Origin of the sequence: Streptomyces sp. NBRC 110035, assembly GCF_000829695.1 — a bacterium.
In the GTDB taxonomy this organism is placed as follows: Bacteria; Actinomycetota; Actinomycetes; order Streptomycetales; family Streptomycetaceae; genus Streptomyces.
In genome coordinates, this window is record NZ_BBNN01000024.1 from 99,600 (window position 1) to 123,655 (window position 24,056).

The 24,056-nt window shown below is 72.7% G+C and carries 23 protein-coding genes and 1 pseudogene; 13 read left to right on the forward strand and 11 right to left on the reverse strand.

Annotated features, from left to right (window positions below):
- Nucleotides 1-196: 196 nt before the first annotated feature.
- The 4 genes from TU30_RS14465 to TU30_RS14480 form a co-directional block, all read right to left on the reverse strand.
- Entirely contained in the window at nucleotides 197-1,360 is a 1,164-nt protein-coding gene (locus tag TU30_RS14465; protein ID WP_042169580.1) for an acyl-CoA dehydrogenase family protein, read from the reverse strand.
- Nucleotides 1,357-2,541: an acyl-CoA dehydrogenase family protein gene (locus TU30_RS14470; protein WP_042169582.1), complete on the reverse strand. Its 1,185-nt coding sequence runs from the start codon at nucleotides 2,539-2,541 to the stop codon at nucleotides 1,357-1,359. Before TU30_RS14470 ends, TU30_RS14465 begins: the two co-directional genes overlap by 4 nt.
- Complete coding sequence (locus TU30_RS14475) at nucleotides 2,538-3,515, reverse strand: NADPH:quinone oxidoreductase family protein (protein WP_042169585.1); 978 nt, start codon at nucleotides 3,513-3,515, stop codon at nucleotides 2,538-2,540. The genes TU30_RS14470 and TU30_RS14475 overlap by 4 nt, the downstream gene beginning before the upstream one ends.
- A 139-nt stretch (nucleotides 3,516-3,654) precedes the next feature.
- On the reverse strand, nucleotides 3,655-4,227 hold the full coding sequence (locus TU30_RS14480; RefSeq protein ID WP_042169588.1) for a helix-turn-helix domain-containing protein: 573 nt from the start codon (nucleotides 4,225-4,227) through the stop codon (nucleotides 3,655-3,657).
- Between the two features lie 62 nt (nucleotides 4,228-4,289).
- On the opposite strand from TU30_RS14480, the gene TU30_RS14485 reads away from it, so the two are divergent.
- From TU30_RS14485 to TU30_RS14505, 5 genes and pseudogenes are all read left to right on the forward strand, one after another.
- Nucleotides 4,290-5,309, forward strand: coding sequence for an NAD(P)/FAD-dependent oxidoreductase (locus TU30_RS14485; protein ID WP_042169590.1), 1,020 nt, complete (start codon nucleotides 4,290-4,292; stop codon nucleotides 5,307-5,309).
- Nucleotides 5,310-5,373: 64 nt separating this feature from the next.
- Nucleotides 5,374-6,927, forward strand: coding sequence for an ATP-dependent DNA ligase (locus tag TU30_RS14490; protein ID WP_042169592.1), 1,554 nt, complete (start codon nucleotides 5,374-5,376; stop codon nucleotides 6,925-6,927).
- Nucleotides 6,924-7,438: pseudogene (locus tag TU30_RS14495) on the forward strand (NUDIX domain-containing protein). Before TU30_RS14490 ends, TU30_RS14495 begins: the two are co-directional and overlap by 4 nt.
- Nucleotides 7,439-7,464: 26 nt before the next feature.
- Nucleotides 7,465-8,850, forward strand: coding sequence for an NADP-dependent succinic semialdehyde dehydrogenase (locus TU30_RS14500; RefSeq protein ID WP_042169594.1), 1,386 nt, complete (start codon nucleotides 7,465-7,467; stop codon nucleotides 8,848-8,850).
- Between the two features lie 25 nt (nucleotides 8,851-8,875).
- A complete protein-coding gene (locus TU30_RS14505) occupies nucleotides 8,876-9,112 on the forward strand; it encodes a DUF6213 family protein (RefSeq protein ID WP_042169596.1) in 237 nt (78 codons plus the stop codon).
- A 29-nt stretch (nucleotides 9,113-9,141) separates the two neighbouring features.
- Here TU30_RS14505 and TU30_RS14510 read toward each other — a convergent pair whose 3' ends face one another.
- Complete coding sequence (locus TU30_RS14510) at nucleotides 9,142-9,804, reverse strand: hypothetical protein (RefSeq protein WP_042169598.1); 663 nt, start codon at nucleotides 9,802-9,804, stop codon at nucleotides 9,142-9,144.
- Nucleotides 9,805-10,009: 205 nt separating this feature from the next.
- Nucleotides 10,010-11,236 (reverse strand): acyl-CoA dehydrogenase family protein, encoded by a 1,227-nt coding sequence (locus TU30_RS14515; protein WP_042169600.1) that lies wholly within the window; start codon nucleotides 11,234-11,236, stop codon nucleotides 10,010-10,012.
- A 172-nt stretch (nucleotides 11,237-11,408) separates the two neighbouring features.
- Here TU30_RS14515 and TU30_RS14520 point away from each other — a divergent pair, with 172 nt between their 5' ends.
- Entirely contained in the window at nucleotides 11,409-12,050 is a 642-nt protein-coding gene (locus TU30_RS14520; protein WP_042169602.1) for a TetR family transcriptional regulator, read from the forward strand.
- A gap of 40 nt (nucleotides 12,051-12,090) precedes the next feature.
- Here the strand turns inward: TU30_RS14520 and def are convergent, their stop codons facing one another.
- On the reverse strand, nucleotides 12,091-12,681 hold the full coding sequence (gene def / locus TU30_RS14525) for a peptide deformylase (protein ID WP_042169605.1): 591 nt from the start codon (nucleotides 12,679-12,681) through the stop codon (nucleotides 12,091-12,093).
- A 148-nt stretch (nucleotides 12,682-12,829) separates the two neighbouring features.
- Between def and TU30_RS14530 the strand changes: the two genes are divergently transcribed.
- The 6 genes from TU30_RS14530 to TU30_RS35370 all read left to right on the forward strand — a co-directional run bounded on the left by TU30_RS14530 (nucleotide 12,830) and on the right by TU30_RS35370 (nucleotide 19,329).
- Complete coding sequence (locus tag TU30_RS14530) at nucleotides 12,830-14,068, forward strand: MurT ligase domain-containing protein (RefSeq protein ID WP_042169607.1); 1,239 nt, start codon at nucleotides 12,830-12,832, stop codon at nucleotides 14,066-14,068.
- 43 nt (nucleotides 14,069-14,111) lie between these two features.
- Nucleotides 14,112-14,840 carry a type 1 glutamine amidotransferase gene (locus TU30_RS14535; RefSeq protein ID WP_042169609.1) on the forward strand — a complete coding sequence of 243 codons (729 nt, stop codon included), beginning with the start codon at nucleotides 14,112-14,114 and terminating at the stop codon, nucleotides 14,838-14,840.
- A gap of 197 nt (nucleotides 14,841-15,037) precedes the next feature.
- Nucleotides 15,038-16,063, forward strand: a complete 1,026-nt coding sequence (locus TU30_RS14540) for a 6-phosphofructokinase (RefSeq protein ID WP_042169611.1) — start codon at nucleotides 15,038-15,040, stop codon at nucleotides 16,061-16,063.
- Between the two features lie 127 nt (nucleotides 16,064-16,190).
- Nucleotides 16,191-17,141, forward strand: a complete 951-nt coding sequence (locus tag TU30_RS14545; RefSeq protein ID WP_042169614.1) for a cytochrome c oxidase assembly protein — start codon at nucleotides 16,191-16,193, stop codon at nucleotides 17,139-17,141.
- Between the two features lie 144 nt (nucleotides 17,142-17,285).
- Complete coding sequence (locus TU30_RS14550; protein ID WP_042169616.1) at nucleotides 17,286-19,139, forward strand: serine/threonine-protein kinase; 1,854 nt, start codon at nucleotides 17,286-17,288, stop codon at nucleotides 19,137-19,139.
- 13 nt (nucleotides 19,140-19,152) lie between these two features.
- Entirely contained in the window at nucleotides 19,153-19,329 is a 177-nt protein-coding gene (locus tag TU30_RS35370) for a hypothetical protein (RefSeq protein WP_042169618.1), read from the forward strand.
- 53 nt (nucleotides 19,330-19,382) lie between these two features.
- Here the strand turns inward: TU30_RS35370 and TU30_RS14560 are convergent, their stop codons facing one another.
- The 4 genes from TU30_RS14560 to TU30_RS14575 are packed head-to-tail and all read right to left on the reverse strand — an operon-like array spanning nucleotide 19,383 to nucleotide 23,457.
- On the reverse strand, nucleotides 19,383-20,588 hold the full coding sequence (locus tag TU30_RS14560) for a sensor histidine kinase (RefSeq protein ID WP_042169620.1): 1,206 nt from the start codon (nucleotides 20,586-20,588) through the stop codon (nucleotides 19,383-19,385).
- Nucleotides 20,585-22,300 carry a cation acetate symporter gene (locus tag TU30_RS14565; protein WP_042169622.1) on the reverse strand — a complete coding sequence of 572 codons (1,716 nt, stop codon included), beginning with the start codon at nucleotides 22,298-22,300 and terminating at the stop codon, nucleotides 20,585-20,587. The genes TU30_RS14560 and TU30_RS14565 overlap by 4 nt, the downstream gene beginning before the upstream one ends.
- Nucleotides 22,301-22,315: 15 nt before the next feature.
- Nucleotides 22,316-22,675, reverse strand: a complete 360-nt coding sequence (locus TU30_RS14570; protein ID WP_042169623.1) for a hypothetical protein — start codon at nucleotides 22,673-22,675, stop codon at nucleotides 22,316-22,318.
- Nucleotides 22,676-22,686: 11 nt separating this feature from the next.
- On the reverse strand, nucleotides 22,687-23,457 hold the full coding sequence (locus TU30_RS14575) for a LytTR family DNA-binding domain-containing protein (protein ID WP_042169624.1): 771 nt from the start codon (nucleotides 23,455-23,457) through the stop codon (nucleotides 22,687-22,689).
- Between the two features lie 101 nt (nucleotides 23,458-23,558).
- On the opposite strand from TU30_RS14575, the gene TU30_RS14580 reads away from it, so the two are divergent.
- A complete protein-coding gene (locus TU30_RS14580) occupies nucleotides 23,559-24,041 on the forward strand; it encodes an Lrp/AsnC family transcriptional regulator (RefSeq protein ID WP_042169625.1) in 483 nt (160 codons plus the stop codon).
- The last annotated feature ends 15 nt before the right edge of the window (nucleotides 24,042-24,056 follow it).

Below are 24,056 nucleotides of genomic sequence, written 5' to 3' on the forward strand. Positions count from 1 at the left end.
GTCCCCGCGGGTCCGGGGAGCAGCGCTGTGAAGCAAGTTGGCCGATCCGCCGTCGACCGTTCACCTCCGGGAACCGCCGGACGCACAGACGCACGCGCGTACAGGCGCACGGACGCGCAGACGCACGGGGGAGACCGCGCCTGAGGGCGGGCTCCCCCGTGGGGTCCGGTGGTACGACCGGGTGGGTGAGGCTGCGTCAGGGCGCTCGCAGGTCCACGAGTTCGGCCAGTGCCTCGCGGTGGGCGCCCGCCGTACCGTAGGCGATCGAATCGGCCTTGGCCCGCTTCAGGTACAGGTGGACCGGATGCTCCCAGGTCATCCCGATGCCGCCGTGCAGTTGCAGTGCCTCCTCGGCGGCGTGGACCGCGACCTGGCCCGCATAGGCCTGCGCGACGGCGACGGCGACGGCCGCATCGGCGTCCTCACCCGCTGCCGCCGCGCCGGCGCTCAGCGCGGCCGCCGCGTTGCGGGCCGCAGCGCGGAGGCTGACGACCTCGAGCCACAGCTGGGCGAGCCGGTGCTTGAGCGCCTGGAAGCCACCCACCGGCCGGTTGAACTGCCTGCGGTCCTTCAGGTAGCGGACGGTCTCCGTCAACGACCATTCTGCGAGCCCGAGTTGTTCCGAGGCCAGCAGCCCGGCGCCCGTGCTCAGAGCCCGCCGCACAGCAGGTCCGGCGGCGCCGACCCGCTGTCCCGGGGCGCCGTCCAGGACGACACGGGCGAGGGGGCGGGTCAGATCCAGGGACGTCTGCCGGGTGACGGTGACGCCGGCGGCGTCCGCCCCGACGGCGTACAGCCCACCGTCGTCCGCCGGTACGAGCAGCACATCGGCCGCGTCCGCGTCCGCGATACCTGCCAGCTCGCCGTGCAGGGCGCCGTCCGCCGCGCGGGCGACGGGAAAGGGCGCGCCGGGGGTGGTGTGCAGAGGGACGGCGAGGGCGCCGATCCTGCGCGCGGACGCCAGCGAGGCGAGCACCTCGCCCCCGTCGGCACAGGCCAGCAGCGCATCGGTGGCCACGACGGCGCTGGTCAGATAGGGCACGGGGGCGACGGCCCGGCCCAGCTCCTCCAGGACGACCGCGGCCTCCCGGTGCGTGGCGCCCTGACCACCGCGGTCCTCGGGCACCAGCAGCCCGGCGAGGCCCATGCCGTCGGCGAGCGCCTTCCACAGGGACAGGTCGTGCGGGGTGTCCGACTCGGTGCGGGAGATCACCCGGGCCGCGTCGCAGTGGTCGGTGAGCAGGTCCCGGACGGCGGCGCGCAGCGCCTCTTCCTCCTCCGAGTACAGGAGAGCGGGCTGTGCGCTCTCCCCATCCGCCGGACTCACCGGGCCGGTCCTCGTCGGGCTCGTCGTACTCATCGGGCCAGCTCCTTCCAGGCGACGTCCTTGTCGGTACGCGGCTCGGCCGGAAGACCCAGGACGCGCTCGGCGACGATGTTCAGCAGGACCTCGCTGGTCCCGCCCTCGATGCTGTTGCCCTTGGAGCGGAGGTAGCGGTAGCCGGCCCCACGGCCGGTGAAGTCGACCAGTTCGGGCCGGCGCATGGTCCAGTCGTCGTACAACAGGCCCTCTGCTCCGAGGAATTCCACTTCCAGGCCGCTGATCTGCTGGTTGAGGCGGGCGAAGCCGAGTTTCATCCCGGCGCCCTCCGGGCCGGGCTGGCCGGCGACCAGCTGCTGGCGCAGGCGTTCGCCGGCGAGCCGGGCGACCTCTGCCTCCACCCAGAGCCCCAGCAGGCGCTGGTGCAGATCGTGGGTGCGCAGTTCGGGACGTTCGCGCCAGGTCCTCGCGACCGGGCCGATCATGCCGCCCTCACGGGGCAGCCGCATGCCGCCGATGGCCACGCGCTCGTTGTTGAGGGTGGTCTGCGCGACCCGCCAGCCGTCACCGACCTCGCCGAGCCGGCAGGAGTCGGGGATGCGGACACCGGTGAGGAAGACCTCGTTGAACTCGGCCTCACCGGTGATCTGGCGCAGCGGCCGCACCTCGACTCCGGGGTCGGTCATGTCGCAGACGAAGTAGGTGATGCCCCGGTGCTTGGGCACGTCCGGGTCGGTACGGGCGATCAGGATGGCCCAGCGGGCGGCATGGGCGCTGGAGGTCCACACCTTCTGCCCGTCGACCACCCAGCCGTCCCCGTCCACGCGGACCGCGCGGGTGCCGAGGGCGGCCAGGTCCGATCCGGCGCCCGGCTCGCTGAACAGCTGGCACCAGACCTCCTCGCCGGTCCACAGCGGCCGCAGGTAGCGGCGCTGCTGCTGCTCCGTGCCGAACCGCAGGATCGTCGGTGCGGCCATGCCGAGGCCGATGCCGATGCGCCGCGGGTCGTTGTCGGGCGCCCCCGCGGCCTCCAGCTCGGCGTCCACGACGGCCTGGAGGGACCGGGGGGCGCCGAGCCCGCCGAGCCCTTCGGGGTAGTGCACCCAGGCGAGTCCCGCGTCGAAGCGGGCGCGCAGGAAGTCGAGGCGGCTGGTGGTGGCGGGCGGCTGTGCGGACAGCAGCTCCTGGGTGCGCCGCCTCAGTCCGGCTGCGTCGGTCATGCGGCGGCTCCGTTCTTCGCTGCGGGCAGCACGGCGACGCGTCCGGTGGTGACGCCGTCCGCGACCCGCTGCACGGCGTCGGCGGCGCCGGACAGCGGCACGCGCTCACTCACCAGTGGTTTGACGACACCCCGGGCGGCCAGCTCCAGGAGCTGTTCGTGGCAGTGCTGGACGAGTTCCGGGTTCCTGGTGTTGTAGAGGCCCCAGTGCAGGCCGAGGATCGAGTAGTTCTTCACCAGGGCGTGGTTCAGCGCCGCGCCGGGAATCGTGCCGCTCGCGAAGCCGACGACCACGATCCGGCCCTCGAACGCGACGACCTTGGTGGACTGGGTGTAGGCGTCCCCGCCGACCGGGTCGTAGACCACATCGGCGCCGCGGCCGCCGGTGGCCTCCTTCACCGCGGCGATGACGTCCTGCTCGCGCCGGTCGATCACCACGTCGCATCCCAGCTCGCGGGCGACGGACACCTTGGCGGCTCCGCCGACCACGCCGATGACGGTGGCGCCGGCGGCCTTGCCGAGCTGCACGGCCGCGCTGCCGACGCCTCCCGCGGCGGCGTGCACGAGCAGGGTCTCGCCGGCCTCGAGACCGGCCCGCCGGTGCAGCCCGAACCAGCCGGTCTGGTAGCCGATGTGGAGGGCCGCGGCCTCGGCGTCGTCCAGCGCGTCCGGCGCGGAGCGCAGTCCGGCGGCGTCCGCGACGGCGTACTCGGCGAAGCCGCCGTACGGCAGCGCGGGACTGGCGAGCACCCGGCGCCCGTCCTCGGTCTCGCCGCAGATCTCCACGCCCGGGGTGAACGGCAGCGGCGGCCTGACCTGGTACCGGCCCCGGCACATCAGTGCGTCCGGGAAGTTGATGTTCGCGGCGCGCACCTTCAGCAGGACCTGGCCCTCACCGGGTGCCGGCCGCTCCACGTCCGCGAGGCGCATCACCTCGCCCGGCTCGCCGATCTCGTGCACCTGCCATGCCTGCATGCGGAGCCTCCACGGGACTGTGAACGTCGTGTTCGCCTGACCGGGTCCACTGCATACTAAGCGGTCGCTTGCCTTCCGGGGAACCGTCTCGCACATCACGGCCTCCCGCACCTGCGCCTGCCAGGGGGCGCCTCGTCCGTCAGGACCGCTTGGGACGTGCCCGTACGTGCATCCGCTCCCCCTGCGGGCCGAACAGGCTGAGGAACTCCACCGGCCCCTCCCCCGTCGACCCGAAGGCGTGCGGCACGCGCGTGTCGAACTCGGCGGCCTCCCCCGCCGTCAGCACCACGTCGTGCTCGCCCAGCACGAGGCGCAGCTTGCCGGACAGCACGTACAGCCACTCGTAGCCCTCGTGTGTACGGGGTTCGGGCTCGAACGCGCGCTGCGGTTCGAGCACCTTGTACGCCTGGAGTCCGCCGGGCTGGCGGGTGAGCGGCCAGTGGGTGCGGCCACCCTGCTGGAACGGCTTGGCACGGATGCGCGGATCGCCGACCGGCGGCGCGCCGACCAGTTCGTCCAGCGGCACCTGATGGGCCTGCGCGATCGGCAGCAGGAGTTCGAGGCTGGGTTTGCGCAGTCCGGACTCGAGCCGCGAGAGGGTGCTCACGGAGATGCCGGTCGCCTCGGACAGCGCGGCGAGCGTCACCTCCCGCTCCTTCCTGATCCGCCGCAGCCGGGGGCCCACATCCGCGAGGACGTCGTCGGTGGTCATACGGATATTGCAGGTTCGGCAAAGACATTTGTCAATCCTGCAGTACTCGGGCGACGGTCGACGTGGAGGTGGTCAGCATGACCGAGAAGAGCGGGAAGCCCCGCGACGGATTCGCGCACGGGACCGGAGAAAGGGACGGCACCGGCTACGACGTGGTGGTCGTCGGAGGAGGTGCGGCCGGGCTGTCCGCCGCGCTGGTGCTCGGCCGGGCCCGGCTGCGGGCCCTGGTCGTCGACGCGGGCGAGCCGCGCAACGCGCCCTCGTCCCACATGCAGGGCTATCTGTCGCGGGACGGGATGTCACCGGCGGCGTTCCTGGCAGCCGGCCGCGAGGAGGTCGCGGGTTACGGCGTCGAACTGCTCGCGGGCCGGGTGACGGACGTGACCCGGAACGACACCGGCACCGGCACCGCGGACTTCACCGCACTGCTGGACGGTGGCCGGACCGTCCGCGCGCGGCGCCTGATCGTCGCCACCGGACTGAAGGACGAGCTGCCCGCGGTCCCCGGTGTCGCCGAACGGTTCGGGCGGGACGTGCTGCACTGCCCGTTCTGCCACGGCTGGGAGGTCCGCGACCAGCCGTTCGGGGTGCTCGCGTCGAGCGCCATGAGTGTGCACCAGGCGCTGATGGTGTCCCGGTGGTCCAAGGACGTCGTCTTCTTCCTGCACACGGTCGCCGAGGAGGAACTGTCCGACCAGGACCTGCGCCGGCTGGCCGCGGCCGGCGTCGACGTGGTGCCCGGCGAGGTCGCGGGGCTGGTGGCCGAGGACGACCGGCTCACCGGCGTCCGCCTCGCCGACGGCTCCGTGCACGCCCGCTCCGTACTGTACGTCGGGCCACGTCCCGTGCCGCGGACGAGCCTGCTGGAGCGGCTCGGCGCCGAGCTGTCCGAAACCCCGTTCGGCGCGTACCCGGTGGTGGACCCGACGGGGCTGACCTCCGTGCCGGGTGTCTGGGCGGCGGGCAACGCGGTCGGCTTCGCCGAGCAGGTCGTCCACGCGGCGAGCGGCGGATACCGCGCGGCGGCCGCGATCGTCGGGGATCTGCTGATGACGGACCTGGACACCGCGACGACCGGGTGATCCGCGGCTGGTGGTCCGAGGCGGCCCGGGTGTGGAGCGCCGGGCTCCGTAGCACCATGGCTGCATGCTGCTGTCCCGGCTGGCCCGTGTGTCGCAGGAGGTCGCCGCCGCCTCGGCGCGGTCCCGGAAGGTCGAGCTGCTCGCCGAGCTGTTCCGGGACGCGGAGCCGGACGACGCGCCCGTCGTCATCCCGTATCTGGCGGGCCGGCTGCCGCAGGGCCGGATCGGCGTGGGCCGGAGGACGCTGAGCCGGCCGGTCGCCCCGGCGGGCCGGCCGACCCTGACGGTGCGCGCGGTCGACGCCCGGCTCGGCCGGCTCGCCGAGGTGTCCGGGCCCGGTTCTCAGGCCGCGCGTGCCCTGCTGGTCGGGGAGCTGCTGGGCGCGGCGACCGAGGAGGAACAGCGGTTCCTGCTGGGCCTGCTCACCGGCGAGGTCCGGCAGGGGGCTCTGGACGCGGTCGCCGTGGAGGGGCTGGCGCGGGCGACCGGGGCACCGCCGGCGGGTGTGCGGCGGGCGGTGATGCTGGCGGGCTCGCTGCAGACGGTGGCCGGGGCACTGCTCGCGGACGGCCCCGAGGCGCTGGAGCGGTTCCGTCTCACCGTGGGGCGCCCGGTGCTGCCGATGCTGGCGCACAGCGCCTCCTCGGTCGCCGAGGCGGTGGAGAAGCTGGGGGCGGCGGCGGTCGAGGAGAAGCTGGACGGCATCCGCGTCCAGGTGCACCGCGACGGCGACACGGTGCGCGTGCACACCCGCACCCTGGACGACATCACCGACCGGCTGCCCGAAGTGGCGGCGGCGGCACGGGCGTTGCCGGGCGAACGGTTCATCCTGGACGGCGAGGTCGTCTCGTTCGACGAGCGGCTGCGTCCCCGTACGTTCCAGGAGACCGCCGGGCGGGTCGGTTCCCGGTCGGACGTGGCCACCGCCGCCCGGGACCTGCCCGTCGCCGCCGTCTTCTTCGACGCGCTGTCCGTCGACGGCCGTGAGCTGCTGGATCTTCCCTTCGCCGAGCGGCACGCGGAGCTGGCCCGGCTGGTGCCGCAGGCCATGCGGGTACGGGGCACCAGAGTGTCCGGCCCCGGGGACGTACCGGCGGCGGAGGACTTCCTCGCCGACACGCTGGCGCGCGGTCACGAGGGCGTCGTGGTCAAGGGACTCGGCGCCCCCTACAGCGCCGGGCGGCGCGGCGCGGCCTGGCTGAAGGTCAAGCCCGTGCACACGCTCGACCTGGTGGTGCTGGCGGCCGAGTGGGGGCATGGCCGCCGTACCGGCAGGCTGTCCAACCTGCACCTGGGCGCCCGCACCGCCGAGGGCGGCTTCGTGATGCTCGGCAAGACCTTCAAGGGAATGACCGACGCCATGCTGACCTGGCAGACCGACCGGCTGCGCGAACTGGCCGTCGACACCGGCGGAGGCGACGCGAACGCGTACGTCGTCACCGTACGCCCGGAGCTCGTCGTGGAGATCGCCTACGACGGCCTCCAGCGCTCCACCCGCTACCCGGCCGGCGTCACCCTCCGCTTCGCGCGGGTGGTCCGCTACCGCGGGGACAAGCGGCCGGACGAGGCGGACACCGTGGAGTCCCTGCTCGCCGCGCACCCCGGGCTGCTGCCGTGACCGGCGCCCGGAGCGCCGGCCTGCTGGTGTTCCGGCACACCGATCACGGGCTCGAGGTGTTGCCCGGTCATGTGGGCGGCCCGTTCTTCGCCCGCCGGGACGCCGGCGCGTGGACCGTGCCGAAGGGCGAGTACGACACCGGTGAGACGGCCTGGGCCGCGGCGCGCCGGGAGTTCCGTGAGGAGCTGGGGCTGCCGCCGCCCGACGGAAAGGCCGTGCCGCTCGGCGAGGTCCGGCAGCCGGGGGCAAGAACGTCACGGCCTGGGCGGTCGAGGGCGACCTCGACCCGGCGGCCGTCGTGCCCGGCACCTTCCGGACGGAGTGGCCGCCGGGATCGGGGCGGATGCGGGAGTTCCCGCAGCTGGACCGGGCGGAGTGGCTCTCCCCGGACCGGGCGCGGGCGCTGGTCGTCTCCGCCCAGGTCGCGTTTCTCGACCGCTTGGCGGAGCACTCGCCCCGAGGAACGCTCCCGCGTTGCGACGCCCACCGCCGCGCGGGAGGGTCGACATGAACGCCCCGTCCCCAGGGAGGCCAGCCATGCCCATCGCAACGGTGAATCCGGCGAACGGCGAGACGCTCAGGACGTACGAGGCCATGGGCGAGGAGGAGACCGAGCGCCGGCTCCGGCTCGCAAGGGCCACGTTCCGCACGTACCGGACGACGACGTTCGGGGAACGCGCCCGCCTGCTGCACCGGGCCGCCGAGCTCCTCGACGAGGACCGGCACAGCATCGCCGAGGTGATGACCACCGAGATGGGCAAGCCGGTCGGGCAGGCACGCGCGGAGGCCGCCAAGTGCGCCAAGGCGATGCGCTGGTACGCCGACCACGCCGCGGGCCTTCTCGCCGACGAGGAGCCCGACGCGTCCGACGTGAAGGACTCCGGCGGCTCCCGGGCTCTGGTGCGTTACCGGCCGCTCGGTCCGGTGCTCGCCGTGATGCCGTGGAACTTCCCCCTGTGGCAGGTCGTACGGTTCGCCGCGCCCGCGCTGATGGCCGGCAACGTGGGCCTGCTCAAGCACGCCTCGAACGTGCCGCAGACCGCCCTGTACCTGGAGGACCTGTTCCACCGGGCGGGCTTCCCCGAAGGCTGCTTCCAGACCCTGCTCATCGGCTCCGCCGCCGTCGACGCGATCCTGCGGGACGAACGCGTCAGGGCGGCCACCCTCACCGGCAGTGAGCCCGCCGGACGCGCGGTGGCCGCCACCGCCGGAGAGATGATCAAGAAGACGGTGCTGGAACTGGGCGGCAGCGACCCGTTCGTCGTGATGCCGTCCGCCGACCTGGACCGGGCCGCCGAGGTCGCGGTCACCGCGCGGGTGCAGAACAACGGGCAGTCCTGCATCGCCGCCAAGCGCTTCATCGTGCACACCGACGTCTACGACGCCTTCGCCGAGCGCTTCACCCGGGGCATGCGGGCGCTGAGGACCGGCGACCCCATGGACGAGGCGACGGACGTCGGCCCCCTCTCCAGCGAGCAGGGCCGAAAGGATCTGGCGGAGCTGGTCGAGGACGCCGTACGGTCCGGAGCCCGTGTGCTGTGCGGCGGTGAACTCCCGGACGGGCCCGGCTGGTACTACCCGCCGACCGTCCTGGCCGGGATCACCCGCGACATGCGCGTCCACCGGGAGGAGGCCTTCGGCCCGGTCGCCACGCTGTACCGGGCGGCGGATCTGGACGAGGCGGTGCTGATCGCCAACGACTCCCCGTTCGGCCTGAGTTCCAATGTCTGGACGCGTGACGGGACCGAGGTCGACCGCTTCGTGCGCGATCTGGAGGCGGGCGGCGTCTTCGTGAACGGGATGACGGCGTCCCATCCGGCGTTCCCGTTCGGCGGGGTCAAGCGGTCCGGGTACGGGCGTGAGCTGTCCGGGCACGGAATCCGCGAGTTCTGCAACATCACCACGGTTTGGCACGGTGCGTGACGCTCACGCGGCTACGATCCGGTCTGTGAACCGCGAAGTGACTCTGCCTCTGATCGTCGACCACCGCGGTACCTTGCAGGTCTCCGCGGCGGACGTGAGCAAATTGCTGCGCACGGTGGGCGGCCGGTGGCTGCATCTCGTGGAGTCCGGCGACGACCGGCTCGACGAGGACACGGTCGCCGCACTCACCATCGAACTGGCGAAGCTGGCCGACCGGATCGACGTGGCGTGCATCGCGCACAGCAGCGGGGGCAGGGCTTAGGGTGCGGCCGGCGGCCGCCGGTCATGTGTTCAGACCGGCCGGAGCAGCGTCCTCCAGAACAGCGACTCGTAGCTCTGCAGCAGGTGGCCGTACCGCCGCGCCAGGCTCTCGTCGAGGCGGCCCGTGTCCAGGCCGTCCTGGACCGCTTCCGCCGCCGTCCGGTCCAGGTCGGGGGCCGGTTCGGCGAAGAGGTCGAAGAACGCGCAGGCTTCGTCGGTGAAGCCGTAGTGCGTGCGCAGCGCCCGGGCGATGGTGGCGCAGTAGCCTCCCCAGGCCGAGAAGTTGGCGGTCACGGAGAGGACGGCGTCGGCCGGTGCCGCGTTGAGGGCCAGCCAGGCGACGTAGGCGGGATAGGCCTGGCAGCCGGGCAGGGGATCGTACGCCGCCGCACGCTCCCGGTCCACGCCGCAGGCGGCGGCGAAGGCGTCCAGCCGGGCCGCCGCCAGGTCCTCGCCCCCGGCGAGGGCGGTGAAGTACGCGGCGGCCCCCGGCTGGTCCGCGGACCGGTCCGCCAGGTGCTGGAAGGCACGGCGGTCGGCGGGTATCACCCGGCTCTGTTCCAGGGCGAGCGCGGCCAGGGTGTCCCGGCCGGCCTCACCGCGGGCGATCAGCGGTACGAGCGGGTTGGACCGGGGGTCCGGGGCCAGTTCCCGCGTGATCGTCTCCAGCAGTTCCCGGGCCGTGCGCGTCATCGCGGTCTCCGTCGCGTCGGTCGGCCGGTCCGTGGGGTGACCGGTTCCCCCACCATGGTCTCCCAGGAGCCGGTGGACGTCACCCGAAACGACACGGCGCCCGGCGGGCCGGGGCACGGCAGTCCTCCGGCGACACGGCGCCCGGAACGTGAACCACGCCGCCGTGCCGCCCTCGTTGCCCGCCCCCGGCCGCCGGCGTCCGTACCTAGCGGATGGGCATGCCCGACAGGGTGCGGGCGATGACCAGGCGCTGGATCTCGCTCGTGCCCTCGAAGATCGTGTAGATCGCGGCGTCGCGGTGCATGCGCTCCACCGGGTACTCACGCGTGTAGCCGTTGCCGCCGAGGATCTGTATGGCCTGGGCGGTGACCGTCTTGGCGGTCTCGCTGGCGTACAGCTTGGACATCGAGCCCTCGGCCGCCGTGAACGGCTTGCCGTTCACGGCCATCCAGGAGGCACGCCACACCAGGAGGCGGGCGGCGTCGATCTGGGTGCGCATGTCGGCCAGCTGGAAGGCGACGCCCTGGTTGTCGATGATCGGGCGGCCGAACTGCTCGCGGGTCTGCGCGTACTCCAGGGCGACCTCGTAGGCGGCGCGGGCGGTGCCGACCGCCATGGCGCCGACCGCGGGGCGGGACGCCTCGAAGGTGGCCATCGCGGCGTTCTTCACCCGCTCCCCGCCCTGCCTGGCCCGCTCCCGGGCGCGGGCCAGGCGCTCGTCGAGCTTCTCCTTGCCGCCGAGCAGGCAGGAACCGGGCACGCGGACGCCGTCCAGGATCACCTCGGCGGTGTGCGAGGCCCGGATGCCGTGCTTCTTGAACTTCTGGCCCTGGGAGCAGCCGGGGGTGTTCGGCGGGATGATGAACGAGGCGTGCCCCTTGGAGCCGAGCTCCGGGTCGACGACCGCGACGACGACGTGGACGTTGGCGATGCCGCCGTTGGTCGCCCAGGTCTTGGTGCCGTTGATCACCCACTCGTCCTTGGCCTCGTCGTACACGGCACGCGTACGCAGGGAGGCCACGTCGGAGCCGGCGTCGGGCTCGGAGGAGCAGAAGGCGGCGACCTTGACGTCGTTGGCCTCCCCGTACATCTGGGGGATCCAGGTGCCGATCTGTTCCTCGGTGCCGTTGGCGAGGACGCCGACGGCCGCGAGGCCGGTGCCGACGATGGACAGGGCGATGCCCGCGTCGCCCCAGAACAGTTCCTCCATCGCCATGGGGATGCCGAGACCGGTGGTGTCGAAGTACTGCTGGGCGTAGAAGTCGAGCGAGTAGATGCCGACCTTGGCCGCCTCCTGGATGACCGGCCAGGGAGTCTCCTCGCGCTCGTCCCACTCGGCGGCCGCGGGGCGGATCACATCGGCGGCGAAGCCGTGGAGCCAGTCCCGGACTTCCTTCTGTTCGTCGTTGAGCTCCATGGTGAACTCGGCCATGTCCCCTCCAGCGGCGGCGCACGCGCATGTTACTTGCAGTAACCAGAGTCTGTTACCGGCAAGTAGGAAAAGTCAACTCCCCCGGCCCTCCCGACGTCCCGTCCGCCGCAGGTCACACCGTCAGTGTTAGTTTGCCCGGGCGTCACCGAATCAGCAGGGGTGGGGAGAGATCATGGACACCACACAGCGGACCGATCAGCAGAGGTCCGCCGACCGCCGCCGGCGCGAGCTGCTGGAGGCCGCCGACCGGGTGGTGCTGCGCGACGGCCCGCACGCCTCGATGAACGCGATCGCCGCCGAGGCGGGCATCACCAAACCGATCCTCTACCGGCACTTCGGCGACAAGGGGGGACTGTACGCCGCCCTCGCCCAGCGGCACACCGACGCCCTGCTGGCCTCGCTGCGGGCGGCTCTGGACGCCCCGGCCGACCGGCGGGAACGGGTCGAGAACACCCTGGACACCTATCTCGCGGCGATCGAGCTGCGCCCCCAGGTGTACCGGTTCCTGATGCACCCGGCGGAGGGTTCGCCCGGCGACCAGGGCTTCGACGTCGGCAGACACTCGGCGCCGCTGCTGCGGCGCATGGGCGAGGAACTGGCCCAGGTCATCGAGGAGCGACTGGACCTCGGCCCCGGCAGCCAGCAACTGGCCCGTGTGTGGGGGCACGGGATCGTCGGCATGATGCACGCGGCCGGTGACTGGTGGCTCGGTGAACGGCCGTGCTCCCGGGCCGAGCTGGTGCGCAGCCTGGCCGACCTGCTGTGGGGCCGGCTGGCGGCGGCGGGCGACCGGGTCGGCGGACCCGGGTTCTGAGCCCCGGTCCCGCCGACCGCTCCGGAGCAGTCCGCCCCCTTCACCCTTCTCTTTCCCTCTGCTCCGCCTGCTCTGCTCGTTTCGCCCGGTCCCGCCCGCTCCAGGAGGCCCGCCGCGCCTGGCGGGTGAGCCTGCGCCGTCGCCAGCCGGTCAGGCGGTCGGCGTAGACGCGTCCCTCCAGGTGGTCGCACTCGTGCTGCAGGCACCGGGCGAAGAAACCCGTGCCGTGCACGGCGACCGGCTCCCCGGTCACCGTACGGCCCTCGACGACCGCGTGGTCGTGACGTTCCGTCCCGGCTTCCAGGCCCGGCAGCGACAGACAGCCCTCCGGGCCGCGCACCACCACGCCGTCCGTCTCGACCAGCCGCGGGTTGACCACATGTCCCAGATGGCGGACGTCCTCGTCGTCCGGGCAGTCGTACACGAACACCCGCAGCGGCACTCCCACCTGGTTGGCGGCCAGGCCCACGCCCTGCGCGGCGTACATCGTCGCGAACAAGTCCTCCACGAGCCGGGCCAGTTCCGGGCCGAAGTCGGTCACCTCCTCGCAGGGCGCGTGCAGCACCGGGTCGCCGAGCAGTGTGAGGGGCCGGACACGACCGTGGACACCGGGGATGGAACCGTCTCGCATGGCGGCCAGAGTACGGTCCTGGCAGCAACTCCCGTCCCATGGGTGGTGACGTGGTTCTGGAGTGCGAACGGATCTCGATAGGCTGAGGTTCACACCACGTGGCCGTCAGCCACAGGCGCGGCGCGTACGCAAGGAGGATCGAGACTTGATGGCAGGCAACTCGGACCCGCTCACGCCGCGGGCCAAGCTGGCCGTGACCGCCGGCAAGGCGGTCGCAGCGGCCTCACGCGCCGCGGGACGCGGCAGCGGTTCGGTGATCGGCGGCCGGGTCGCGCTCAAACTCGACCCCGATCTCCTCGCCCGGCTCGCCCAGAACCTGGACTGCATCCTGGTGTCGGCGACCAACGGCAAGACCACCACCACCCGGCTCATCGCGGAGGCCCTGCGGGCCGCCGGACCGGTCGTGTCCAACGCCCTCGGCGCCAACATGCCCGCGGGCATCACCTCGGCGCTCGCGGGCGGCTCGGAGTCGAAGTTCGGCGTCATCGAGGTCGACGAGAAGTACCTCGCCGGTGTCGCCCGCGACACCGACCCCAAGTGCATCGCCCTGCTCAACCTCTCCCGCGACCAGCTCGACCGGGCCGGCGAGACCCGGATGCTCGCGGAGAACTGGCGCGAGGGCCTGGCCGGCTCCAAGGCGGTCGTCGTCGCCAACTGCGACGACCCTCTGGTCGTGTGGGCCGCGTCCTCCTCCCCCAACGTGATCTGGGTCGCCGCGGGCCAGATGTGGAAGGACGACGCCTGGTCCTGCCCGTCCTGCGGCGGCGTGATGCAGCGCCCCGGCAACGACTGGTTCTGCGGCGAGTGCGGCTTCCGCCGGCCCACCCCGAGCTGGGCACTCTCCGGCGACCACGTCCTCGACCCGCACGGCTCCGCCTGGCCGATCCACCTCCAGCTGCCGGGCCGCGCCAACAAGGCCAACGCCGCGAGTTCCGCGGCCGTCGCCGCGGTGTTCGGAGTGCCCCCGCAGGTCGCCCTGGAGCGCATGTACCAGGTGCAGGCCGTCGCCGGCCGGTACGACGTCGTCCAGCACCAGGGCCGTGACCTGCGGCTGCTGCTCGCCAAGAACCCCGCGGGCTGGCTGGAGACGTTCTCCCTCATCGACCCGCCGCCCACCCCGGTGATCCTGTCGGTGAACGCCCGCTCCGCCGACGGCACCGACACCTCCTGGCTGTGGGACGTCGACTACACCCGGCTCACCGGCCACCCGATCGTCGTCCTCGGCGACCGGAAGCTGGACCTCGCGGTGCGGCTCGAGGTGGCGAACCAGCAGTTCCAGGTCTGCGAGGACCTCGACCAGGCGCTCCAGCAGTGCCCGCCCGGCCGGATCGAGGTCATCGCCAACTACACCGCGTTCCAGGACCTGCGCCGCCGCGTCGGCAACTGACGCCGGCGACGCATCGCGACGTACTCACAAGGACAGTGACTTCATGAGCGACAACGGTCTGCGGATCGTATGGATCTACCCCGACCTGCTGAGCACCTACGGCGACCAGGGCAACGTGCTCGTCGTGGAGCGCCGGGCCCGGCAGCGCGGCCTCGACGTGTCCCGGCTCGACGTGCGCAGCGACCAGCCGATCCCGACGTCCGGCGACATCTACCTGATCGGCGGCGGTGAGGACCGTCCGCAGCGGCTCGCGGCCGAGCGGCTGCGCCGGGACGGCGGCCTGCACCGGGCGGTGGGGAACGGCGCGATCGTGTTCTCCGTGTGCGCCGGCTACCAGATCCTCGGCCACGAGTTCATCAACGACCTCGGCCAGCGGGAGCCCGGCCTGGGCCTGCTCGACGTCGTCTCGGTGCGCGGCGAGGGCGCGCGGTGCGTCGGCGACGTGCTGGGCGACATCGACCCGCCGCTGGGGCTGCCGCCGCTGACCGGTTTCGAGAACCACCAGGGCGTCACCCACCTCGGTCCGACGGCCCGCCCGCTCGCCCGGGTGCGTTTCGGCAACGGAAACGGCACGGGGGACGGCACCGAGGGCGCCTACAACGACACCGTGTTCGGCACGTACATGCACGGTCCGGTGCTGGCCCGCAACCCGCAGATCGCGGACCTGATGCTGAAGCTGGCGCTCGACGTCAACGCGCTGCCGCCGACCGACGACCACTGGTACGAGGCGCTGAGGGACGAGCGCATCTCGGCCTCGCAGCAGCCCGCGTAGACCCCGCGACCCCCTGTGCCCCCTCGGACGGGCCGGTGCCCCCGGCCCGTCTGACGGCTGATTCGCACAGGTGAGCGCGGTCGTCCAGTGGGCGGACGCGCTCTTCGGTCCCACCCCCCGGTGCCGCTAGGGTGGCGGGGATCGAGCCGGACGACGCGGTCCGGTCCCGGCCCACGGCTAGAAGGTTGTTTCGGGCTATGCGTATTGGTGTCCTCACGTCCGGCGGCGACTGCCCCGGCCTGAACGCCGTCATCCGCTCCGTCGTGCACCGTGCCGTCGTCGACCACGGCGACGAGGTCATCGGTTTCCGGGACGGCTGGAAGGGCCTCCTGGAGGGCGACTACCTCAAGCTCGACCTCGACGCGGTGGGCGGCATCCTCTCCCTCGGCGGCACCATCCTCGGCTCCTCCCGGGTCCGTCCCGAGCATCTGCGGGACGGGGTGGCACGGGCCAGGGGGCACGTCCAGGAGCTCGGCCTCGACGCGATCATCCCGATCGGCGGTGAGGGCACCCTGAAGGCGGCCCGGCTGCTGTCGGACAACGGCCTGCCGATAGTGGGCGTGCCGAAGACCATCGACAACGACATCTCCGTCACCGACGTGACCTTCGGTTTCGACACGGCCGTCGGTGTGGCGACCGAGGCACTGGACCGGCTGAAGACGACCGCCGAGTCCCACCAGCGGGTGCTCATCGTGGAGGTCATGGGCCGTCACACCGGCTGGATCGCCCTGCACTCCGGCATGGCGGCCGGCGCGCACGCGATCGTCGTGCCGGAGCGGCCCTTCGACATCGAGGAGCTGGCCGCGAAGGTCGGCGCGCGGTTCTCGGCGGGCAAGCGGTTCGCCATCGTGGTCGCCGCGGAGGGCGCCAAGCCGCGGGCCGGAGGCATGGACTTCGACGAGGGCGGCAAGGACGTCTACGGCCATGAGCGGTTCGCCGGGATCGCACGGCAGCTCTCCGTCGAACTGGAGGCGCGGCTCGGCAAGGAGGCGCGTCCGGTGATCCTCGGACACACCCAGCGCGGCGGGACCCCGACCGCGTACGACAGGGTGCTGGCCACCCGGTTCGGCTGGCACGCCGTTGAGGCCGCGCACCGCGGGGAGTTCGGACGGATGACCGCGCTGCGCGGGACGGACATCGTGACGGTGCCGCTGGCCGAGGCCGTCGAGACGCTGAAGACGGTGCCCGAGGACCGCTACGCCGAGTCGGAGTGTGTCCTGTAGCACCTGCCGCCCGTCGTCGCTCCGGCAGCCACCGGGCGAAGCCGCCCCCGGTCGCAGCCGCGGCCGGGGGCGGTTCTAGTCTGGTGCGGACAGACGGCGCACAACCCCCACGAAACGGAGCCGGCGGATGGATCACAGCGGGCACGGCATGACCATGGATCTGCCGCCGTTCACGCTGGGGCGAGGGCTCGCCTGGTCGGCGGACCCCTTCTTCCTCGTCGCCTGCCTGCTGGGACTGGCGCTGTACGGCTGGGCGGTCGTGCGCCTGACGCGGCGCGGCGACAAGTGGCCGGTGGGACGGACCGTGTCGTTCGCCCTCGGCGTGCTGAGCATCGGCCTCATGATGTGCACCGGGCTGAACGACTACGGCATGGTCATGTTCAGCGTGCACATGGTGCAGCACATGGTCATCAGCATGGTGTCGCCCATCCTGCTCCTGCTCGGCGCCCCGATCACGCTGGCGCTGCGCGCCCTGCCGCCGGCCGCCCGCGGCAGCAAGGGGCCGCGCGAACTGCTGCTGATGCTGCTGCACAGCCGCTACATGCGGGTCGTCACCCACCCGCTGTTCACCATCCCGATGTTCATCGCGAGCCTGTACGGGCTGTACTTCACCCCGCTGTTCGACTTCCTGATGGGCTCCCAGGTGGGCCACATCGCGATGATGGTCCACTTCCTCGCGGTCGGCCTGGTGTTCTTCTGGCCGATCATGGGCGTGGATCCGGGCCCGCACCGGCCGGGCCATCTGATGCGGATGCTGGAGCTGTTCGCGGGCATGCCGTTCCACGCGTTCTTCGGCATCGCGCTGATGATGGCGTCCGCGCCGATGGTGACGAGCTTCCAGAACCCTCCGGGCTCGCTGGGCATCGACGCGCTGTCCGACCAGAACGCGGCCGGCGGTATCGCCTGGGCGTTCAGCGAGGTCCCGTCCGTGCTGGTGCTGATCGCACTGCTGTTCCAGTGGTACGCCTCGGACCAGCGGCAGGCCAAGCGCACCGACCGGGCCGCGGACCGCGACGGGGACAAGGAACTCGAGGCGTACAACGCCTATCTGGCCTCCTTGCACACCACCGGGAAATGAACCCTTTCGCCCACTTCCTCCCCCCTTCTCCCCCTGTCGCTCACTTTCTCCCCGATTCACCTGAGAGGTGCCACCGTTCAGTAGCATGAGCCGCCAGGGGCGAACCGCCGGAGGGAGAAGCGGTCGCCGGGGGGAGAGGCGGTCATGGCACTGCGCGCGTCGTCGTCGGGAGCGGGCCGGGTCGTCGCCGGCCGTTATGTGCTGCTGCGCCGGCCGGGCCGGGGTGGTACGGGACGTGTCTGGCTGGCCCATGACCAGAGACTCACCTGTGAGGTCGCCCTCAAGGAGATCGTGTTCGACGATCCGGCCGGGCCGGGCCAGGAGCGGGAGCCCAGGGTCGCCCGTGCTCGCGCGGAGGCCCGGCACGCGGCCGGTCTGCGTGATCACCCGCATGTGGTGACCGTGCACGACGTCATGGAGCACGAGGGCCTGCCGTGGATCGTCATGGAGTACGTGGCGGGCGCCGCGGACCTGCGGGAGCTGGTCGCCCGGCGCGGCGCGCTCGCTCCCGCCGAATGTGCCCGGATCGGGCTGGCCGTACTGGACGCGCTGACCACCGGTCACGAGCGGGGCGTGCTCCACCGGGACGTGAACCCGGCGAACATCCTGCTCGCCCCGGACCGCACCGGCGCGCCGTACGGGCGGGTCCTGCTCACCGACTACGGCATCTCCGTGCAGCCGGGCACCGGTGAGCCGCGGCACACCACGGCGTCCGGGGTGGCCGGCACCGCGGGCCGGCCGGCGCCGGAGCGCGCCGCCGGGAGGCCGGCGACACCGGCCGCCGACCTGTTCTCCCTGGGCTGCACGCTGTACCACGGTGTCGAGGGACGCGGCCCCTTCGAGCGGGGGTCACCGCTCGCGTCGATCGCGGCGATCGTCACGGAGGAGCCGCGCCGGCCGGTGCGGGCGGGCGCCCTGGAGCCGGTGCTGCGGGGCCTGCTCGAGAAGGACCCCCGGCGGCGGACGTCCGCACGGGCGCTGGAGGCTGAGCTGTCGCGGCTCGTCACACCCGAGTCGGAGTCGTACGCCCGGCCGCCCACCGGCCTGGGCTCCCAGCCGCCCTGGGCCGCACCGGCCCTGCCCGCGGGCACCACAGCACCCGCGGGAGCCACTGAAGAGGTGGCTGCCGCGGGACGCACGGCGCCCGCACCCGCACCCGCACACCAGCGTCCGCGCCGTCCCGTCCTGCGGGCGGCTGTCGCCGTCGGGCTCGGTGTGCTGCTGGCCCTGGGCGGTGCCTGGTACGCGCTGGCCGGCCGGACGGACGGCGGGAGGGCGACGGCACCGTACGGGGACGCCGTGGGACTCGCCGAACCGCTCGAGCGGGGCGACTGCGTGCGCGCCGTCTGGCCCGGCGGCCACCGGTTCGCCGGCGTGCCCCGGCTCAGCGTCGAACCGGCCTGTGCGGGCGCGGCGGGCCGGGAGGTCGACGGGCAGGTCATGGGGTTCGTCGGGGCCGCCTCCGCCGAGGAGGCGCGGGAGCTGGGTCCGGCCCGGTGCGAGGAGGCCACCCGGGAGTTCCGCGGGCGTATGGCCGCGGAACTCCCTCTCGCCGTCGTCCCCGCCCCGGACGGTTTCGAGGAGAGCGGGCGGCGCACCGCCTGTCTGGTCCTGGGGGCGCGGGGGCCGGTGTACGGACCGCTCGGCGACCGCCGCCCGTTCGGCACGGCGTTCGCGGACACCGTGCCGATGCAGCGCCGGGACTGCCTGGACACGCGTCCGGGGCGTCGGGCCCTGCTGGTGCCGTGCGGTGGCCGGTACGAGGAGCAGGTACTCGGGTTCACCCGACTGGGCGAGGAGGTCACGCTCGCCGAGGCGCGCGCACTGGCGGACGCGGCCTGCGCCCGTGACGTGCCGCCGCGTGACTACGGCTTCGACCCGTCCGTCCACGAAGCCGGGTCGTGGACCGGTGAGCTGTCCTGGGACACGGGCCTGCATGTCGTCGTGTGCACGGTAAAGCGGCAGAACGGAGGCACCATGGAGAGAACCGAACCATGAGGAGGGTGTCGCGATGCCCGGTTCCAGCAACGGTTCCACCTCGACGAAGACCATGGGAGTACTCACCGTCGGCGGACTCGTCGTCGTGACGGCCTACACGGTGGCGCTCGGCAGCAACGGATGGCTGTGGTTCGGCTGGGTCGTCCTGGGGCTGATCACCCTCGCCATGGTCACCACACGCAGCGCCTGAGCCACCGGACAGGCCCTGGCCGGGCCTCCCCCGGCACCCACCCGGCGGGCGGCTCACTTCGGTGTGAGCCGGCCCGCCAGGTGCACGCCCGGCTGGTACTTCGGCAGCCGGACGGTGACTCTCATGCCCGCGCCGACCGCGGTCTCGATGACGAGGCCGTAGTCGTCGCCGTACACCTGGCGGAGCCGGTCGTCGACGTTGGACAGGCCGATGCCGCCCGTGTGGTCGACCTCGCGGGCGAGGATGCGGCGCAGCAGGCCGGGGTCCATTCCGGCGCCGTCGTCCTCGATCACGACGAGGGCTTCGGCACCGGTGTCCTGTGCGGTGATCTGGATGTGGCACTTGTCGGCCTTGCCCTCGAGGCCGTGCTTGACGGCGTTCTCGACCAGGGGCTGCAGACAGAGGAAGGGCAGGGCGACCGGGAGCACCTCGGGGGCGATCTGCAGGGTGACGGAGAGACGGTCGCCGAAGCGGGCCCGGACCAGCGCCAGGTAGTGGTCGATGGCATGGAGCTCGTCGGCGAGGGTGGTGAAGTCGCCGTGCCGGCGGAACGAGTATCGGGTGAAGTCGGCGAACTCCAGCAGCAGCTCGCGGGCCCGCTCGGGGTCGGTACGCACGAACGAGGCGATCACGGCGAGTGAGTTGAAAATGAAGTGCGGGGATATCTGGGCCCGCAGCGCCCTGATCTCGGCCTCGATGAGGCGGGTGCGGGACTGGTCGAGATCGGCGAGTTCGAGCTGGACGGAGACCCAGCGGGCGACCTCCGCGGCAGCCCGGACCAGGACCGCGGACTCGCGGGGCGCGCAGGCGACGAGGGCGCCGTGCACCCGGTCGTCGACGGTGAGCGGGGCGACGACGGCCCAGCGCACCGCGCAGTCGGGGGTGTCGCAGGTGAGCGGGAAGGCCTCGCCGCGTCCGGACTCGAGGGGGCCGGCCAGGCGTTCCATGATCTCGGTGCGGTGATGGGCGCCGGCACCGTCCCAGACGAGGACCTGTTCGCGGTCGGTGAGGCACAGGGCGTCGGTGCCGAGCAGGGAGCGCAGTTTGCGGGCGGACCGGCCGGCGGTCTCCTCGGTCAGTCCGGCACGGAGCGGGGGTGTGGCCAGGGAAGCGGTGTGCAGGGTCTCGAAGGTGGCGTGCTCGACGGGGGTGCCGAGGCCGGCGAGGCCGGGCGACCGTGCGGTGCGCCGGCCGAGCCAGAAGCCTGCGGCCAGCAGGGGCAGGACGGCGACGCACAGGCCCGCCAGGAATCCGCTCACGCGGACGACACCTCCGTTCGCAGTTCCTCCGGCAGATGGAACCGGGCGAGCACCGCCGCCGTGCCGGGCGGCACCCGGCCGGGGGTGGCCAGGGAGACCAGGATCATGGTGAGGAAGCCCACCGGGACCGACCACAGGGCGGGCCAGGCGAGCAGCGCGTGCCACGCGCCCCGGCCCGGGTAGCCGGCCATGGTCGCGGCGACGGCGAGGAAGGCGGAGCCGCCGCCGACCAGCATGCCGGCCGCCGCGCCGGGCGGGGTGAGCCGGCGCCACCAGATGCCGAGGACGAGCAGCGGGCAGAACGAGGAGGCCGACACGGCGAAGGCGAGCCCCACGGCGTCGGCCACCGGCAGCCCGCCGACCAGGAAGCTGGCCAGGAGCGGGACGGCCATGGCGAGGACCGTGCCGAGCCTGAAGTGCCGTACGCCGCGCGAGGGCAGGACGTCCTGGGTGATCACTCCGGCCACGGCCATGGTCAGCCCGGAGGCCGTGGACAGGAACGCGGCGAAGGCTCCCCCGGCGACCAGCGCGCCGAGCAGGTCGCCGCCCACTCCCCCGAACATCCGGCCGGGCAGCAGGAGCACGGCGGCGTCCGCGTCACCGGTGAGGGTCAGCTCGGGGGCGTACAGGCGGCCGAGGGCTCCGTAGACGGGAGGCAGCAGGTAGAAGGCGCCGATCAGGCCGAGAACGGCGACGGTGGTACGCCGGGCGGCGACACCGTGCGGGCTGGTGTAGTAGCGGACCACCACGTGCGGCAGGCCCATCGTGCCGAAGAAGGTGGCGAGGATCAGTCCGTACGTGGCGTACAGCGGGCGGTCCTCGCGGGACTCGGCGCGGGAGGGCGTCAGGGCGTCGTCGGCGCCGCGTCCCGCGGCAGGGACCTCGGCCCCCTCGGCGAAGGTCAGCCGGGTACCGCCGTCGATGCGGTGGGTGCCGGCGCTCAGGTGGACCTCGGTGCCGTCGTGTTCGCGGCCGTCGACGGTGCCGTCCACGGTGACGGCCAGCGGGCCGGCGATTCTCAGGTCGACGGTGTCGTCGACGCGGACGACACGCTGTTCGCGGAAGGCCGCGGGTTCGTCGAAGGCGTGACGGGGCGCCCCGTCGCTCTGCCAGGCGAGGACCAGGAAGAGGGCGGGCACCAGCAGGGCGGTGAGCTTGAGCCAGTACTGGAAGGCCTGCACGAAGGTGATGCTGCGCATGCCGCCGGCGGCGACGATGACGGTGACCACGACGGCGACGATCACTCCGCCGAGCCAGTCGGGGGCACCGGTCAGCACGGTCAGGGTGAGTCCCGCGCCCTGGAGCTGGGGCAGCAGGTACAGCCAGCCGACGCCGACGACGAAGGCGCCCGCGAGCCGCCGCACGGCGTGCGAGACGAGGCGGGCCTCGGCGAAGTCGGGCAGTGTGTAGGCACCGGAGCGGCGCAGCGGTGCGGCGACGAACAACAGCAGGACCAGATAGCCGGCGGTGTAGCCGACCGGGTACCAGAGCATGTCGGGACCCTGGACCAGGACCAGGCCCGCGATGCCGAGGAAGGACGCGGCGGAGAGGTACTCGCCGCTGATGGCGGCCGCGTTCAGGCGGGGGCCGACCGTGCGGGAGGCGACGTAGAAGTCGGAGGTGGTGCGGGAGATGCGCAGGCCGAAGGCGCCGACGAGGATGGTCGCCAGGACGACGAGGGCCACGGCGGGTACGGCGTAACTGGAGTTCACGGCGCCCGGGTTTCCTCAGCGGTCCTCGACGAGCCGCACGAAGTCGCGTTCGTTGCGTTCGGCGCGGCGTGCGTACCAGCGGGCGAGCAGGACCAGCGGCGGGTAGAGCCCGAAGCCGAGTACCACCCACTCCAGCCGGCGGGCGTCCGGGGCGGCCGCGAAGACCAGCGGGAGCGGTCCGACGAGCAGGACGAGGACCGCGAACACGGTCAGGCCGGTGCGCAGTTGGATGCGCATCAGGGAACGGACGTAGGTGTGGCCGAGGGTGGTCTGCTCGTCGATCTCGGTGCGCGGGCGGTAGTAACCGGAGGAGCGGCGGGTGCGGCGGGGCGGGCCGGTGACGACCACCCGGCGTTCGGTCGGGTCCTGGGGCACGCCTTCTCCCCTCAGCCCGTGGTCCTGCACATCAGCAGGTCCCGCAGTTCGCGGGTGTGCCGCCGGCTGACCTGGAGCTCCTCGGAGCCGATCAGGACACTCACGGTGCCCGTGCCGAGACGGAGTTCCCCGATGTGGCGCAGGGCGACGAGATGGCGGCGGTGGATGCGGACGAAGCCGCGTGAGCGCCAGCGTTCCTCCAGGGTGGACAGCGGTATGCGGACGAGGTGGCTGCCGCGGTCGGTGTGCAGGCGGGCGTAGTCGCCCTGGGCCTCCACGTGCGTGATGTCGTCGACCACGACGAAGCGGGTCACTCCGCCGAGTTCGACGGCTATGTGGTCCGGGTCGGGTTCGTGCACGGGGATGCGCGGGGTGCTGTCGCGCTGTTCGGCGGCGCGCAGTCCGACGGCGCGACGGACCGCTTCGGCCAGCCGCTCCGTGCGGACGGGCTTGAGAACGTAGTCCACGGCCTTGAGGTCGAACGCCTGCACGGCGAAGTCCTCGTGCGCGGTGACGAACACGACCAGCGGCGGCCGGGCGAAGCCGCCGAGCAGCCGGGCGAGGTCGAGGCCGTCGAGGCCGGGCATCTGGATGTCGAGGAAGACGACGTCGATGGCCTCGGGTCCGTCGGGCCCCGACTCCAGCGCGCGGTTGATGCGGCGCAGCGCCCCGGTCGCGTCGCCGGCGCCCTCGGCACTGCCGATGCGGGGGTCCGCGTGCAGCAGGTAGAGCAGTTCCTCCAGCGAGGGGCGTTCGTCGTCGACGGCGAGGGCGCGCAGCATGAAGGTGGAGTCTAGGGGGGATTTCCACGTCTGGACATGGCTCGGACGTGGGCTTTCCCGTTGGACGGCGAGGGCCTGCCGCTGCTGGTTACAGTGCGGGTATGAGCAGCAGGCCGGCACCGTTCGACGAGTTGGACCGACAGATCGTCACCGCGCTGATGGCGAACGCCCGGACGTCCTTCGCCGAGATCGGCGCGACGGTCGGCCTGTCGTCGACGGCGGTCAAGCGCAGGGTGGACCGTCTGCGCGAGACGGGGGTGATCACCGGGTTCACGGCGACGGTGCGGCCGTCGGCGCTGGGCTGGCGCACGGAGGCGTACGTCGAGGTGTACTGCGAGGGGGCGGCGCCGCCCCGGCGGCTGGCGGAGGTGGTGCGCAACCATCCGGAGATCGCCGCGGCGATGACGGTGACCGGGGGCGCCGACGCGCTGCTGCACCTGCGGGCGCGGGACGTGGAGCACTTCGAGGAGGTGCTGGAGCGGATCCGTGCGGAGCCGTTCATCCGGAAGACGATCAGTGTGATGGTGCTGTCCCATCTGATCCCGGAGAGTCCGGAGGCGGGCGCGAGCCAGCCGGCTCCGTAGCGCCCGCGGGTCCCC